This window comes from Frankia umida (assembly GCF_023242945.1).
Classification (GTDB): domain Bacteria; phylum Actinomycetota; class Actinomycetes; order Frankiales; family Frankiaceae; genus Frankia; species Frankia umida.
Genome location: NZ_JALKFT010000001.1, coordinates 174,497 through 188,185, shown reverse-complemented (window position 1 = coordinate 188,185; position 13,689 = coordinate 174,497). Strand labels below are relative to the sequence as shown.

General features: G+C 73.2%; 13 protein-coding genes. 4 read left to right on the top strand and 9 right to left on the bottom strand.

Annotated elements, in window-relative coordinates:
• Positions 1-140 precede the first annotated feature (140 nt).
• The gene (locus tag MXD59_RS00730) at positions 141-1,085 is read right to left on the bottom strand and encodes a Fic family protein (protein WP_248823003.1); all 945 of its coding nucleotides are present in this window, start codon (positions 1,083-1,085) and stop codon (positions 141-143) included.
• Between the two features lie 330 nt (positions 1,086-1,415).
• Between MXD59_RS00730 and MXD59_RS00725 the strand changes: the two genes are divergently transcribed.
• Both MXD59_RS00725 and MXD59_RS00720 read left to right on the top strand, forming a co-directional pair.
• Positions 1,416-1,907, top strand: coding sequence for a phage holin family protein (locus tag MXD59_RS00725; protein WP_248823002.1), 492 nt, complete (start codon positions 1,416-1,418; stop codon positions 1,905-1,907).
• A 39-nt stretch (positions 1,908-1,946) separates the two neighbouring features.
• Positions 1,947-2,861 carry an alpha/beta fold hydrolase gene (locus MXD59_RS00720; protein WP_248823001.1) on the top strand — a complete coding sequence of 305 codons (915 nt, stop codon included), beginning with the start codon at positions 1,947-1,949 and terminating at the stop codon, positions 2,859-2,861.
• Positions 2,862-2,879: 18 nt separating this feature from the next.
• Here the strand turns inward: MXD59_RS00720 and MXD59_RS00715 are convergent, their stop codons facing one another.
• From MXD59_RS00715 to nth, 4 genes are read right to left on the bottom strand one after another with little or no spacing between them, the layout of a single operon-like run.
• Positions 2,880-4,064, bottom strand: coding sequence for a MarP family serine protease (locus MXD59_RS00715; protein WP_248823000.1), 1,185 nt, complete (start codon positions 4,062-4,064; stop codon positions 2,880-2,882).
• Positions 4,065-4,083: 19 nt separating this feature from the next.
• Positions 4,084-4,494 (bottom strand): plastocyanin/azurin family copper-binding protein, encoded by a 411-nt coding sequence (locus MXD59_RS00710; protein WP_248822999.1) that lies wholly within the window; start codon positions 4,492-4,494, stop codon positions 4,084-4,086.
• Positions 4,491-5,291, bottom strand: coding sequence for an NUDIX hydrolase (locus tag MXD59_RS00705; protein ID WP_248822998.1), 801 nt, complete (start codon positions 5,289-5,291; stop codon positions 4,491-4,493). The genes MXD59_RS00710 and MXD59_RS00705 overlap by 4 nt, the downstream gene beginning before the upstream one ends.
• Positions 5,288-6,022: an endonuclease III gene (gene nth / locus MXD59_RS00700; protein WP_163547785.1), complete on the bottom strand. Its 735-nt coding sequence runs from the start codon at positions 6,020-6,022 to the stop codon at positions 5,288-5,290. The genes MXD59_RS00705 and nth overlap by 4 nt, the downstream gene beginning before the upstream one ends.
• 140 nt (positions 6,023-6,162) lie before the next feature.
• On the opposite strand from nth, the gene MXD59_RS00695 reads away from it, so the two are divergent.
• Together MXD59_RS00695 and MXD59_RS00690 are read left to right on the top strand one after the other, a co-directional pair.
• A complete protein-coding gene (locus MXD59_RS00695) occupies positions 6,163-6,399 on the top strand; it encodes a hypothetical protein (RefSeq protein WP_163547786.1) in 237 nt (78 codons plus the stop codon).
• Between the two features lie 518 nt (positions 6,400-6,917).
• On the top strand, positions 6,918-7,607 hold the full coding sequence (locus MXD59_RS00690) for a Crp/Fnr family transcriptional regulator (protein WP_163547787.1): 690 nt from the start codon (positions 6,918-6,920) through the stop codon (positions 7,605-7,607).
• Between the two features lie 219 nt (positions 7,608-7,826).
• Here the strand turns inward: MXD59_RS00690 and MXD59_RS00685 are convergent, their stop codons facing one another.
• The 4 genes from MXD59_RS00685 to sp36 all read right to left on the bottom strand — a co-directional run bounded on the left by MXD59_RS00685 (position 7,827) and on the right by sp36 (position 13,612).
• The gene (locus tag MXD59_RS00685; RefSeq protein ID WP_248822997.1) at positions 7,827-11,522 is read right to left on the bottom strand and encodes an AAA family ATPase; all 3,696 of its coding nucleotides are present in this window, start codon (positions 11,520-11,522) and stop codon (positions 7,827-7,829) included.
• A 484-nt stretch (positions 11,523-12,006) separates the two neighbouring features.
• Entirely contained in the window at positions 12,007-12,822 is an 816-nt protein-coding gene (locus MXD59_RS00680; RefSeq protein ID WP_248823220.1) for an MBL fold metallo-hydrolase, read from the bottom strand.
• Positions 12,823-12,983: 161 nt separating this feature from the next.
• Positions 12,984-13,442, bottom strand: a complete 459-nt coding sequence (locus tag MXD59_RS00675; protein ID WP_248822996.1) for a RidA family protein — start codon at positions 13,440-13,442, stop codon at positions 12,984-12,986.
• Between the two features lie 2 nt (positions 13,443-13,444).
• Positions 13,445-13,612 (bottom strand): Sp36 family protein, encoded by a 168-nt coding sequence (gene sp36 / locus MXD59_RS00670; protein ID WP_163547815.1) that lies wholly within the window; start codon positions 13,610-13,612, stop codon positions 13,445-13,447.
• Between the last annotated feature and the right edge of the window lie 77 nt (positions 13,613-13,689).

Sequence of the window (13,689 nt, the reverse complement as noted above, 5' to 3'; positions counted from 1 at the left end):
GCGGACCGGACCACCATGCGCCATCGAAGGCCCTGTGGATGACGGTCATCCACAGGGCGTCAAACCGGTACCCTGATCGGTTGCCTGTAAGGCGGCAAGCCTGCGTGACCAGGGACTCCGCCAGGCCGCCGGCCAGCCGCTCAGGCGCGGGAGAGGGCCTCGCAGATGGCCAGGGAATCCCGGGCGGCCAGCTCCAGCGCCCGGGCGCTGTGACGCAGCCAGGCGATCACACCGGCGGCGCCACCATGCACATAGGCGTCGGCCGCGGCGCGGTAGTCGAGCACGGGCGCGGCTGGCGATTCGTCCGTCGGCTGGTCCGATTCGGGGCCGCCGGCCTCGAGATGCCCGACGTCCGTCGCGGTGAGGGCCTTCGGGTCGAGCCCACGGCTGACCAGTACCAGCCGGGCGGCCGCGCGGGCGATCACGCCGTCCAGGACGCCGAAGGGGCGTAGCGCCAGCAGCTCGCCGTGCACGACCCCGGCGACGACGATCGCCGGCGCGGTGGTCGGGGCGACGAGGAGCCTGGTCAGGCCGTCGAGACGGACCGAGGCCTCCATGGTGCTCGGCGGCGGTCCCAACCGCAGCGGGTCCATCAGGTCCGGTCCGCCGGCGTCCGGCCGGGGGCGGCCGAGGAGCTCGTCGGGCAGGACTCCGCGTCCGAGCAGGACGTGCATGCGGGCCAGTGCCTGCCGGGGCGCGCGTTCCCAGGCCGGGGCGAGGATGCCGAGTTCGCCGTAGAGGCGGACCGTCCCCAGCACGACCGGCAGCGCCGGGTCGATGCCGCTGGTGGACACCGGGTCGCTGGTGGACGCCGGGTCGCCGGGGATGTCGCTGTTGGCGTCCTGGAGATGCTGGCGGAGCAGGTCCAGGCTGACGTCGTGGCCCTCAAGGCTGGCCGAGGCGCGCGCGGCACGCAGCGACGCCTCGGTGGTGACCTCGGCGCTCTGGCGGCGCAGGACACGGTGGCGCAGCAGCGTGTCCACCGCCGCGCGGGCGGAGTCCGCCGCTTCGCGGACGCCGGGCAGGGCAGCGACGCGGGCCAGCGGATCGTCGGTGAGCACTGGTCCGGACGGGCGGGAGTTCACAGTGAGCACGCTACCGGTATGGGCCACCCGCAGGAGGCGAGCACCGTTCGGTGCGACCGGGCCGGCGGGCCTGTCACAGCCACCGCGGACCCTCGGTTCGACCTGCCCGTGGATGCGCCGCGGGGCGGTCGGGTCGGCGGGGTCACAGGACCACAGCCGCGTCGTTTGGCCCCGACCACCGGTCAGGCGGGGCAGACTGCGCTAGAGGGGCCGGTCGGCCGTGGCATCCGGGCCGTTCGGGTGGCGCGGTGGCAGGTCGCACCGAGGTGAGGGAGGACAGGGGTGTCGTCGACTAGTGCCGGCAGGACCAGGGAGGGTCGGGAGCCTTCGTTGGGTGAGCTGGTGGCCCTGGCCACCCGGGACGTCTCACTGCTCGTCCGGCAGGAGATCGACCTGGCCAAGGCCGAACTCACCCGGCAGGCCACCTCGGCCGCGCTGGGGATCGGCGCCCTGGCGGTGGCCGGCGGGCTCGGACTGTGCGCGCTGATCGCCGTCACGATCTTCCTCGGTGAGCTGTTCACCTGGGCCGGTCTGGAACGGTACTGGTCCTACCTGATCACCGCCCTGCTGTACCTGGTCGTGGCGGGCATCCTCGCGTTGTTCGCGGTGACCAGATTCCGCCGGCTGTCCCCGCCCGAACGGACCATCCAGACCGTCAAGGACGACATCGCGTTTCTGCGTCGGCCCACCGGCGCACCGAAGCCCGCGGGCCCCGCGCCCGCCACGGCCTCGTGGTCGCACGACCCGGCGACCCATCAGGCGTCCCCGACACACGGCCAGCGTCCCGTCCCCAGCCAGCCCGCCGTACTGGACGGCCGGTAGCCGTCCGGCCCGGCCACCGATCTGCCATCCTGGCAGGCGATGGAGGACAGCGTTCCAGAGCCAGCCAGTGTCCTGATCGACGGGCCGTGGCAGCACCGTGACGTGTCCGCCAACGGGACCCGCCTGCACGTCGCCGAGCAGGGCCGTGGCCCGCTGGTCCTGCTCCTGCACGGATATCCGCAGTTCTGGTGGTCGTGGCGGCATCAGCTGGTGGCACTGGCCGACGCGGGGTACCGGGTCGTCGCCCCCGATCTGCGCGGTTATGGCGCAAGCGACAAACCGCCCCGCGGCTATGACGCGTTCACCCTGGCCGACGACGTGGCCGGGCTGATCCGCGCCCTCGGGGAGCGCGACGCGGCCGTCGTCGGTCACGACTGGGGCGGTCTGCTCGGCTGGACGCTGGCGGCCCGCCATCCCGCCGCGGTGCGTCGCCTGGCGGTGCTGGCGATGGCCCATCCGTTGCGGCTGCGGCACGAGATCGCCGCCGATCCACGTGGGCAGGGCGCGGCCAGCCGGCACCTGTTCGGCTACCAGCTGCCCTGGCGCCCGGAGCGGATGCTCGTCGCCGACGACGCCGCCCACGTGGCGACGCTGCTGCGGACCTGGGGCGGCCCGGGCTACCCGGACGCCGAGGCCGAACGGCGCTACCGCTCGGCGATGCGCATCCCCGGGGTCGCCCACAGCGCGCTGGAGTACCACCGCTGGGTGTTCCGCTCCCTGTTCCGCCCGGACGGCGTCCGGTTCACGGCCGCGCTGCGCCACTCGTCGCGGATCGACACCCTGCAGATCCACGGCGCGCTGGACCGCGCCCAGCTACCGACGACCGCCCAGGGCTCCGGGCGCTACGTCAGCGGCACCTACACCTGGCGGCTGTACGACGACGTGGGGCACTTTCCGCACGAGGAGGCGCCGGCGGCGGTCAACGCCGAGCTGCTGCGCTGGCTGGACGCCTGAGCGCCGCTGAGGTGACGCTCAGGCACAGCCCTGGGTGCTGACGGGGGTGGTGGCCACACCGCCCGCGGTCGCGGCGGAGGCGACCTCGGTGGCGCTGAGCACGTAGCCGGTGTCGGAGTCGCCGATGGCGGCGGCGAACACCACGCCGAGCACCGAGCCGTCCAACGCCAGCAGCGGACCGCCGGAGTTACCGGGCAGGACCTGTCCGCGCACCGAGTAGATGTCGCGTACCACCGAGCCGTGCTCGTAGATGTTCGCCGCCCGGGCCCGCTGGTGTACCCGGACCCGCGCGGCGACCGTGGTGTACGGGCCGTCCTCGGGGTAGCCGGCGATCACCGCCGGCTCCTCCGCGCCGGCCGCCGGTGAGGTGCGCAACCGCAACGGTGGACGGGTCAGGTCGGGCACGCTCAGGACGGCGATGTCACGGTCGGGATCGAACAGGACGACCTGGGCGGGAAGCACACCGCCGGCGAGCACGATCGTCGGTTGGCGCACACCGGCGACCACATGGGCGTTGGTCATCACCCGTTGCGGGGCGAACACGAAACCGGACCCCTCGACCCGCTCGTTGCAGGACCGGGCCACCCCGCGGATCTTCACGATGCTGCCCGCCGCGTCGCGCACACCGGTCGCGGCGGTCGTCGCCGGGTCCGGCGGGGAGGCGGAGATGATCCGTTCGCCGCTCAGGCCGGAGAAGACCTCCGGGAAGCCCTTGCTGTCGGCGATCTGGCGCAGGTCCGCGAACGTCTGACGGACCCCGCCGGGCATCTCGCCGTCCACGGCGGCAAGGACACGGGAGTCCTGCACCGAGCGGGCGAGCGAGGTGAACGGCGAGCGCTGGACGGCGGTGGCGAGCAGCCAGGCGACCAGCAGCACCGACAGGCCGGACAGGACCGCCCCGGCGGCCGCGTCCACGGTTCGACCGGGACGCCAGGTCAGCCTGTCCCGCGCGGCGGCGCCCAGGGCGGTGCCGGCGACCTGCCCGACCATGGCGAGCCCGAGCACCACGAGCAGGCCGATGAGCGCGCCGTGCTCGCGCTGGCCGATCGCCTCGGTGAACGGTTTCGCGATCTTCGCGCCCAGCACGCCGCCGCCGAGGAAGCCGACGAACGACAGCAGACCGACCAGAAAGCCCTGCCGGTAGCCGGAGATCGCGAACAGGACGATGAGCAGCAGCAGGGCAAGGTCGAGCAGGTTGGGCACGCGGCTCCCCCGACCCGACTCAGGTGATCTTCAGTGTTGCCGTCATGTTGGCATGGATGGTACAGACGATCTGATAACTGCCCGGCTCCGTCACCGTGAAGGTGACGCTCTGTGAGTTTCCGGCCGACACGATCCGGGTGAACGCGCCGTTGACGCGCGGGATGACGAAGTTGTGCGGCGCCGATCCCGCGGGCACCGAGAAGTCCACCCTGATCTTCCCGGGCTTCGCCACCAGTTCGCTGGCCGAGAAGGTCATCGACGGCAGGCCGGACACCGCGAACACCTGGACGCCGCCCGGCCCCGGCTGGGCGGCGAGGGTCGGCCCCTCCGACGCGCTCGGCCCGCCCCTGCCACCGCAGCCGGCCAGGCCGAGCGCCGCTACCAGCAGCAGCGCCAGCAGTGCCGGCGCCGTGCGCCAGACCTTCGTCACGTCGGGTCTCTCTCCGGTCGGACCCCGTCGGCGTCCACCGCGGTGGTGGCCTCCGCCGTGGCGATGGCATCCGCGGGGTCAGGGCCGCGGGGCGGGAAAGGAAGATCGACGGCCTCGGCGGGCGTCCAGGGACGCTCGAAGCCGCCGAGCCTGAGCAGAACGTCGAGGATGCCCGCGGTGAATCCCCAGACCAGCAGGCCGTGCACCCGAAACGCGGGGGTGGTCCGCCCGCTGGGGGTGCGCACGTGCAGCCGGTTCGCCGGATCGGTGAGTTCGGCCAGCGGCACCCGGGAGACGAAGGACGTCTCGGCCAGATCGACCGGTGCCACCTCGCACGGCGTACGCCACCAGGCGATGGTGATCGACACCAGGTAGTGGCTGGCCCACAGGTAGTGCGGCGAGGTCGTGGTGAGCACCTGCACACCCGCCGGTTCGACCCCGACCTCCTCGGCGGCCTCACGAAGCGCCGTCTCGGCGCGGCTGGTGTCGGTCTCGTCCGCCGCACCGCCGGGGAAGGCCGGCTGGCTGGCGTGACGACGCAGGCCGGCGGAACGCTCGATCAGCAGCACGTCGGGCCCCTGCGGGCCCTCGCCGAACAGGACCAGCACAGCCGCCGGGCGAGCCCCGGCCGACTCCTGCTCGCGCCAACTGAGCTCACCGCGGCGCAGCGCCTCGTCCGCCCCGGCGGCGAGCGCACGCAGCCAGCCCGGAACCTCGGCCCCGCCGGCCCCGTCCCGCCCCTCGGCCCGCTCCTGGCCCTCAGTCCTGGTCCCGCTCCCGTCGGCCTCCGCGGTCATCGCAGGGCCTCGACATCACCGCGGGTGCCGCGTACCAGCCGGGCGGCGAGCTCCGGCTCGATCGGACCGGTCCCGTACGACGGGCACAGCCGGGCGAGCCCGCACACCCCACAGGCCGGCCGGCGGGCGTGGCAGTAGCGCCGGCCGTGAAAGATCATGCGGTCGGAGGCGATCGTGTGGTCCCGCCGCTCGAACAGCGGCGCGAGATCGGCCTCGACCCGGACGGGATCGTCCTGCTCGGTCAGACCGAACCGGCGTGCGAGCCGCCCGACATGCGTGTCGACGGTGATGCCCGGGATGTCGAAGGCGTGCCCGAGCACCACATGGGCCGTCTTGCGGCCGACTCCGGGCAGGGTGACCAGCTCCGCGAGTGAGCGGGGAACCTCGCCGCCGAAGCGCTCGGTGAGCGCCGAGCCGATACCGATCAGCGAGTTCGTCTTGGCCCGGAAGAACCCGGTCGGGCGCAGCAGTTCCTCGAGCTCGGCCCGGTCGGCGCCGGCGTAGTCCGCCGCGCCGCGGTAGCGCGCGAACACCGCCGGTGTGACCTCGTTGACCTTCTTGTCCGTGCACTGGGCGGACAGGACGGTGGCGACCAGGAGCTCGAGCGGGTTGTCGAAATCCAGCGCGATCCGTGCGTCCGGATGGATCTCGCCCAGCAGTCGCACGATCCGTCGTGCCCGCCGAGTGCGCGCGAGCGGCGTCTCGGTCGCGGCGTCGACGGTGGCGAGCATGCCTGGCAGCGTATCCGGCGCGTCGATCCGCCGGACGATCGCCGGGTTCCCACCAGTCCGTCACGCCATCGGCACGCCACGCGCGACACGTCCACCCCCTTGCTGGCCCGGGCACGTCCGTCAGCCACCATGGGGGAGTCATGTTTGTCATTGCTGCGGTCTGCTTTCCACTCCTGCTGCTCGCGCTGCTGCTGGCGATGGAACGGGTGGAACGCCCGTTGAACGCCGCCGACACCGGCAAAGGGCTCGAGGGCTTCCTCGACAACGCCCGACCGGAGGAGGTCGACACCCTCATGAACCAGGGTCTGCCCGCCGCACTCGAGCGGTATCGCGGCCGGCTGCGCCGGCCACCCCCCGGCAAGCACCGCGCGCTCTGACGGTCGCCCTTATCACAGATTGTTCCGTTTTGTCGGGGGTGCCAGATCGGGTGTGGGCTAGCTGACGCATGAGATGTGCGCCGCTGTCCGTCCCCGAACCGGTCCGCACCTGCCTGGTGTCGACGACCGGAGGTCCGCGCAGGTGGCGGGTTCGCCCGGGCGACCGTGGGTCCGACGGCCGGGCGACCCGCCTGACACCGATGGGCCGTGCCCGCCGAACTGGGGGTCGCCGACCGGGCGGCCCAACGGCGACAGGGGGTCCATGGGCCCTGGCCGGGCCGGGACGATGGGCCCGGACGGGACCGGCCCGTTCGGGCGCTGACCGGCGCGGACCTGCTCGTGACGGTCCGCTCGGGCAGTCGATCGGCCCGGACGTGTCATCCAACAGTGCCTGATGAGGTGCGGATTCTCGCCATCAGCACACGAGTGGTCGCAGTACGTTCACCCTCGCCGGTTAATTTTGGTCGCGGGGGTCCCTGCCCGTGCCCTCCAACCTCAGTCCTGGCATGCTCAGATCCGTGGAGGATCTGCTAGCCCGCGTGCCGCTGTTCGTGGGGCTGTCCGAGCAGGATCGACTAGCCCTGTCAGACCATCTTGATCGGCAGGACGTCACCCGTGGGGATGTCCTGTTCCGTGAGGGAGACGTGGGTGACCGGGTCTTTGTCGTTCTGTCCGGAAAAGTGAAGATAGGGCGCCAGTCCGCGGACGGCAGGGAGAACCTGCTGTCCGTGATGGGTCCAGGAGACCTGTTTGGCGAGCTTTCCCTGTTCGATCCAGGCCCCCGAACGGCCACTGCTACCGCTGTCACTGATGCGTCGCTACTGTCGTTGGAACACACCGCGCTACGGCCCTGGTTGCGATCGCGCCCGGAGGCCGGCGCCATGCTGTTGCGGGTCCTGGCCCGCCGGCTGCGGCGGACCAACGACAGCGTGGCCGACATGGTGTTCACCGACGTGCCCGGCCGAGTCGCCAAAGCGCTGCTCGACCTGGCCGAACGGTTCGGTGAACCGGCCCAGCCCGGGAACGAGGCGGCTGGTGTCCGCGTCGAGCACGGGTTGACCCAGGAGGAGCTCGCGCAGCTGGTCGGGGCGTCCCGGGAGACCGTGAACAAGGCACTCGCCGACTTCGCGACCCGTGGCTGGCTCCGGCTGGACTCACGTGCCGTCGTCCTGCTCGACCGTGAACGGTTGTCCCGCCGCGCCCGCTGACCGCTGTCGCGGACGTGCCCGGTCATCGTCCCGACATGCTCGCCGGAGTTGACGTGAGCATGCCGGGACGGACGACGTGCCACCCTGCCCGGGGGCGGGTCGCCAGCCTGGCCGGGGCCTGTGGCCTGGCCGCCTGGGGTGCCTGGGGTGCCGAGGACGGGTAGCCGCCTGCGGCCCCGGAGCGTGGGCCCGCGCCCACCGCACCACAGCCGGAAACGTTCATGGACAGCGCGCCTGGCCCGGGGTGCCGGCGAACGCGTCGCCGGAGGCGTTGCCGGCGGGTGCCGGGGCGCCGGCGGCGGAGCCGTCGTCGCCATCCGCCGGGTTCGTCGACGGTGGCGTATCCGTGCCGCCACCACTCGGGGGTAGGCCGGCGAGCAACCGCCGGGTCTGCGGTGCCTCGCTGACCGCGTCGGTCGCGGTGGCCGCGGCCAGGGCGCGCAGGTAGGCGGCTCGTCCACCCTCCAGGTCGCCGCTTGCGACCAGCGCGGTCCCCAGCGCCCGGTAGCCCAGCACCTGGGCGCGGACGTCCTCGGCGTCGACCGCGACCGCGCGCCGGGCGACCTGAAGGCCCGCCTCGGGCTGCCCCGCGTCCAGCAGGATGCCGGCCAGGTGGGCGTAGGCCTGGCGACGGGGGAACAGCAACGTCCCCGGTTCGCTGGCGGCCAGTGCCTCCTGGAGCAGGTCCCGGGCCGAGTCGAGGCGACCCCGTGCCCGCGCGATCTGGGCGACGAGCACCTTGGCGCCCAGTTGTGCGTGCGGTCGAAGGTCGAGATGTTCCAGGTCGCGCAGCGCCGCCTCGGCAGCCTCCGCCGCCCGGTCGATCTCTCCGGCGTCGAGCAGCGTGAGCCCGAGCAGCACCCGCGCCAGCGCCCCGACAACCACATGGCCGCGTTCCGCGGCCTGGTCACAGGCCTGCTCCAGGTAGCGCGCCCCACGGGCCGGTTCGCCCGCGCCACGGGCGGCCAGGCCCCGGGCCACGAGCACCAGCATCGAGCCCCAGGTGTCCGCGCAGGACTCGAACAGTTCGGCGGCGCGGGTCGCGTCCGCCTCGGCGACGGCGAGGTCACCCAGTTCGGCGGCGGCGATGCCGTCGATCGTCAGGCAGACCGCCATCCCCCACTGCTCGCCGACCGAACCGGCGAGTTCGATGAGCTCCCGAGCGAGGTCGCGGGCCCGGGTGAGCTGGCCCGAGAGCAGCAGCACGAGTGCCTCGGTGCCGCGGCACCAGCCCAGACCGCCGGTGTCCTCGAGGCGCTCGAAGACGGTGGAGGCGTCCCGCAGTGTCCGTTCGGCCCGCGGGTAGTCGCCGCGGGTGGTGGCGCTCCAGGCCAGATGCTGTAACGCCCAGCCGACTCCGCGCGGGTCGTCGACCCGCTGGGCGATCGCGAGCGCCTCGCGGTAACGCTCCTCGGCGGCCCCGATCCGTCCGGCGTTGTACTCCAGCATGCCCAGCCGACGCAGGACGGCGGCGATGGCCCGCTCGTCCCCGGCCTCGTGGGCCGACTCCAACGCGGTGAGCAGACACTGGGCGGCCTCGTCCGCCCGCCCCTGTTTCTGGCGTAGTTCACCGAGCACGGAGAAAGCGGCGGCGCGGCGGGCCGGGGCGACCGCACGCAGCGCCGGGCGCAACGTCCGCTCGGCCTCGTCGAGCTGACGCAGCGCGACGAGCGCCTCGGCGTGCAGCACCCGGACGGTGTTGTCCTCGCGCTGATCGACCAGGTCACGGCCCAGTCGGCGGGCGTTGGCGAGCAGTTCGGCCGCGGTCCGGTGGTCGTCGCGGGCGAGCGCCGCACGGGCGAGCCGGACATGCGCGTGGAAACCGGACATCCGCGCGGCCCAGGCCGGATCGCTCGGCGGCAGACTCATGGACGCGGCCAGGTCGAACGCCCGCAACGAGTGGTTGGCCACGAACGTCGACACCGACCGGGAGGTACCGATCATCGCGGTCACCCCCCAGCGGGCCGCTGTCGCGTGCCGGCGGGCTCGTTCGACCTTCGGGAGCCCCGCGTAGGCGACGTCGCGGGCCATCGGGTGGACGAACCGCCACCGGGCCTCGTGCGCCCGCGGCGGCCGGACGAGCTGACGCTCGGTCAGCACCGCCAGCGCCCGGGTCACCTCGTCGGCGGGCCGTTCCTCGACCATCGGCAGCGCCTCGGCGGGGAACCGCCGCCCGAGCACCGCCGCCGCCCGCAGCACCGCCTTGGCGCTCGGGTCGAGATCGTCGATGCGAGCCGCGAGCACGGACTGGACCCCGGCGGGCAGCGGGCTGTCGGCCAGCGCCCCGTCCAGGACGAGTTCGGCGTGCACATGATCGTCGGTGCGTTCGGACGGGTGCAGCAGACGCCGGTCGATCAGCAGGTTGAGCAGCTCCACCAGGAAGAACGGATTGCCGTGGACCCGGGCGAGCAGATCGTCTCGGGTGCGCGGCTCCAGCGTGCGGCCACCCAGATGGTTGGTGAGCAACTGCCCGGACGCCTCGGCCCCCAACGGGGCGAGATCGATGCGGTGCACGTGCGGCAGGGTGGCCAGCCGCGGCCCCGCCCGGTCGACCAGGACCAGCAGCACCGGCCCGGCGAGCCGGGACGCGAGCCGGCTGATCGCGTCGGAGAGCTGGCTGGTCGCCCACTCCAGGTCGTCGATCACGACCAGGACCGGACCCGTGCGCGCCTGGGCGCTGAGCAGCAGCGCGACGGCCTGCACCGTCGCCTCCACGGTGCGCTCCTCGGCCTCCTCGACGTGCGAGGCGCGGGCCGCCGGGTCACCGGGAGTGGCCACGGGCCCGCCGGTGGAGCGGCGGTCCAGCGGAACCCCGAGCAGCAGCAGCAACCGATCGGCGATGCCGGCGGGCAGCCGGGCGCCGGTCAGGGGATGGGCGAGCCCGGCCACCATCGCACGCACCCGGTCGGCCACCCGGTCGAGGGAGTCACCGTCGGTGATGCGGCAGGCGTTGCGCACGACGTCAACCAGCGGCGCCAGCCCGCGTCCGTCCCCGTGGCGCACCGTGCGCCCCCACAGCACCATCGTGCGCGGGGTCGCCGCCGCCCGGTCGGACAGTTCGCTGGCCAGCCGGGTCTTGCCGATGCCGGCCTCGCCGACCAGCAGCGCCACCTGCGGCGACTGTCGCGCGACGACCTCGTCGAACAGGGCCTGCAGATGGCCGAGCTCGGCGTCGCGGCCAAGGAACGGCGCGTCGTCGGCGAGACCCGGACGTTCGACGTTGGACGGGCGCAGGCTGATCAGCTCGTAGGCGGGCACCGGCTCCCGTTTGCCCTTGAGCGCGAGATCGGGCAGCTCACGCCAGCTGGCCACGGTACGGGTCGCGCTGGCCGTCTCCCGCCCGGCGTACACCGTGCCGATCGAGGCCGCGGCGGACAGCCGGGCGGCGGTGTTCACCGTGTCCCCGATGACCGTGTAGGACAGCGCCGCCTGCACCCCGGCGAGCACCTCCCCGGTGTTGATGCCCACCCGCAGACCGAGGCGGCCCTCGGCGCTGTCACCGGCGGTGTCCTGCACCAGTCGGCGGACGGTCTCCTGCATCGCCGCCGCGGCCCGCACAGCCCGCTCCGGATCATCCTCGTGGGCGGTCGGCGCGCCGAAGACGGCCATGATCCCGTCCCCGGTCAGGTTGTCGACCCGACCGCCGACCTCGTCGATCTCGTGGGCGAGCGCGGCGAGGACCCGATCGGTCATCTCACCGACCCGCTCGGGGTCGCGGTCCTCCGCCCAGCTGGTGAAATCGGAGAGATCACCGAAGAGCACCGTGACCACGCGGCGTTCGGGGACATCCAGCGTCGCCGCCTCTGCCGAGGCGAACTCGAGCCCGCAGTGGTAGCAGAACCGCCCGCCCGGGACGGCGGCCGACCCGCAGCGTGGGCACTGCGACGGTCCGGTCAGCGGCGCGGAGATCACCATATCGCCGTCCCGGTGGGTGGGAACACGGGCTTCTGCGGCTGTGCTGGCACCTTCATCATCGGACCTTCCGCGGTGTCGGACCGCACCGGAGCCGGGCGGGTACGGCCAGGTGGGCGATACCCGCCGCGCTCCGGGAGCGGGCCCCGGGCTGGTCGCGTGACGCCGTCATCCTGCGCACGAGCGGCTCCCTCCAGCGTCAAGTTTAGTGGCCTGCGTCTCGTTTACCCGTCAGCGCGGGGTCGGATGCCCGACCGTGGTCGCATATGTCCGGGCCGGTCGGGCGGTTGGCCGGGGGGTGCGGGGGCGCCCGGGGGTGCCGCAGGGAGGCCCGAACGGGCCAGGCACGCGCAGGCGATCTCCGCCCCGTCGGCACCGGATCGTCGGGCCCGAACCGGACGGTCGGCCAACCCGGCGCACATCGCGAGGTCAGCCGGTAGGCTGCCCGGTCGCGGACCCAGGCGCCGCTTCGATCCCGATGGCCCGTTCAGGGGAGAGTGGGATGGTCCCGAAGGTAGGCGAGCTGCGCCCGCACGGATAACTCGGCGGCCAGCCACAACGCCCGGTCGGTGTCGGCGTAGACCCGACGGACCACCTCGGCGGCGTCCGCCCGCGCCGGCTCGACCCCCATCGCGGCCAGCGCCGCCCGGACCTGCTCGAGGCGTGTGTGCCGATGGGCCAGGTAGTGCCGCGCGGCGGCGCCGGCGGCGGGCAGTTCCGGGCCGTGCCCGGGCAACACCGTCGTCTCGCCGAGCTCCCGCAGCAGCCGCAGGCTGTCGAGGTAGTCGCCAAGCCGGCCGTCCGGATGGGCCACGACCGTGCTGCCCCGGCCGAGAATCGTGTCTCCGGTGAGTACCGCCGCGTCGGTGTCCGCACCGGTCAGCAGGAACGACAGCGAGTCGGCGGTGTGCCCGGGGGTGGGCAGGACGCGCAGCTCGAGGCCGGGCCGGGCCACCACGTCCCCGGCGGCGAGGCCCTCGTCGCCGAGCCGGTGCGCGGGATCAAGCGCCCGCACCGGTGCGCCCGTGCGCTGGTGCAGCGCGGCCGCACCAGCACTGTGATCAGAGTGACCGTGAGTGAGCAGAATCAGCGCGATGGGCCCGGCGGCGGCGATCGCGTCAAGATGTTCGGGCAGGTCCGGCCCCGGGTCGACCACGACGGCGCTGGTGTGCCCGGGCGCCCGCAGCAACCAGGTGTTGGTCCCGTCCAGGGTCATCGGACCCGGATTGGGCGCCAGCAGGACGGCCGCCAGCGGTGTCACCTGCCGTGGCACCCCGGCGACCGACCCCTGATCACCGGACATCCCGCCGTCGGACGTCCCCCCGCCGGGGGCGCCCACCGCCGACGAGACGCGATCGGAGGCCGGGCCATCGCAGGGCCCACCCGCACGCGACGATCGGTTGATCGGCACACCATTGGACGGCACACCAGCGGACACAGCGCTGATGTTAGTGCGATCAGCCCTCAGACGCGGGCGATGATCTCGATCTCCACCGGAGCGCCGAGCGGCAACGCGGCGACGCCGACGGCCGAGCGGGCATGCCGACCGGCATCCCCGAAGACCTCGACGAACAACTCGCTGGCGCCGTTGACCACCCCCGGTTGGGCGGTGAACCCGGCGGCGCTGGCCACGAAGCCGACGACCTTGACGATCCGGCGGATGGCATCCAGCCCGCCGGCCTCGGCCGCGACGGCGGCCAGTGCGAGCAGAGCCGCGATCCGGGCGAGCTCGGCGGCGCGCGGCGCGGTGACCTCGGCACCCACCAGACCGGCCTCGACCAGCCGGCCGTCGACCAGGGGCAGCTGCCCGGCGCTCCAGATGAGATCACCGTCGCGCACCGCCGGGACGTACGCGCCGGCCGGGGTCGCCACCGCGGGCAGGCTGAGGCCGAGGCTGGCCAGGCGCTCGCTCGGGGTCGTCACCGCTAGCCCTGGGACCTGGGCCGCTTGAAGTAGGCGACGAGCCCCTCGGGGTTGGTGGGAGCGGGAATCACCTGGACCAGCTCCCAGCCGTCCTCACCGAACGTGTCGAGGATCTGCTTGGTGTTGTGGATCAACAACGGGGCTGTGAAGTACTCCCACTTCGTCTGCATGCCACCGGACCCTAGAGCATGCGCCATCCGGCTCTCGGCTGGCTCGGCCCACGCGTACGGACGGTCACACCGACATG